Raw genomic sequence first — 1,034 nt, 5'->3', positions numbered from 1 at the left:
AACCATAACCACAAGAAGATCGCCCCTTCAGGTTTGTGGATACGGAATCTCTCGTCGGTAATCGCCTGTTGTAGCAGTTCTACCGCGCGTTGTGATTTCTGCTTGTAGAACGGCTTAATCACCTCTGAACTCAGTTTGAGTAGATCGCCTTTAGCGATGATGTGGTTTGCCAATGCTGGGCCAACACTGCCTGGCGCTAAGCTGATGATGCCATTCATATTGGTGAGTGCTTGGGTGATTTCTTCACTCGCAATCACAATCCCACATCGCACACCCGGTAAGCCAAGTTTAGATAAGCTCATGCACAGGATGGTGTTTTCATTCCAGAATGGTTCTACATCTTCAAAAATGATGTTCGGGAACGGCAAGCCGTACGCATTGTCGATGATCAGTGGGATGTTGTTCTCGCGCGCCAATTTGTCCAGTTTACGCACTTCTTCGTCAGTCAGTACGTTACCTGTTGGGTTGGTTGGGCGAGATGCACAAATTGCTGCGACGGAGTCATCGACGGTGAGCTTTTCAAAATCAACGTGATATTTGAATAGGCCGTTGTCGAGTAGCTCGATTTCTGGATGGTACGAAACAAAAATGTCTTCATCGATACCTGCATCACCGTAGCCAATGTATTCCGGTGCGATAGGCAACAGGACTTTTTTGTGCGAACCATCTGGCTGCTGACCAGCAAACAAATTAAATAGGTAGAAGAACCCGCTTTGGCTGCCATTCGTCAGGCTAATATTCTTCTCACTGATGTCCCAGCCGTATGTTTCACGAAACAGCTGAGCGAGCGCTTTGACGAACACGTCTTTACCCTGAGGGCCATCATAATTAGTGAGCGCGGCGACGAGTTCGCCACTGGCGAGCATTTCTTCACTGGCTTGGTGAAAGTAATCGAGCATGGCAGGAATGGCGGCCGGGTTACCCCCACCGAGCATGATGGCACCTGGCGTGCGTAGGCCATCATTCAAATCGTCCATTAACTGCGTAATACCTGAATACTGATTAAATTTTTCACCAAACTTTGAGAACTGCAT

The 1,034-nt window shown here is 48.3% G+C and carries 1 protein-coding gene; it reads right to left on the bottom strand.

The window, feature by feature from the left end; translation table 11 throughout:
* Positions 1-1,034: valine--pyruvate transaminase (locus R7P67_RS26550; RefSeq protein ID WP_318086546.1), on the bottom strand; the 1,034-nt coding region annotated here is incomplete at its 3' end.

Source organism: Vibrio sp. Vb0937 (genome assembly GCF_033338855.1).
This window is presented reverse-complemented; position numbering and strand designations above follow the sequence as displayed.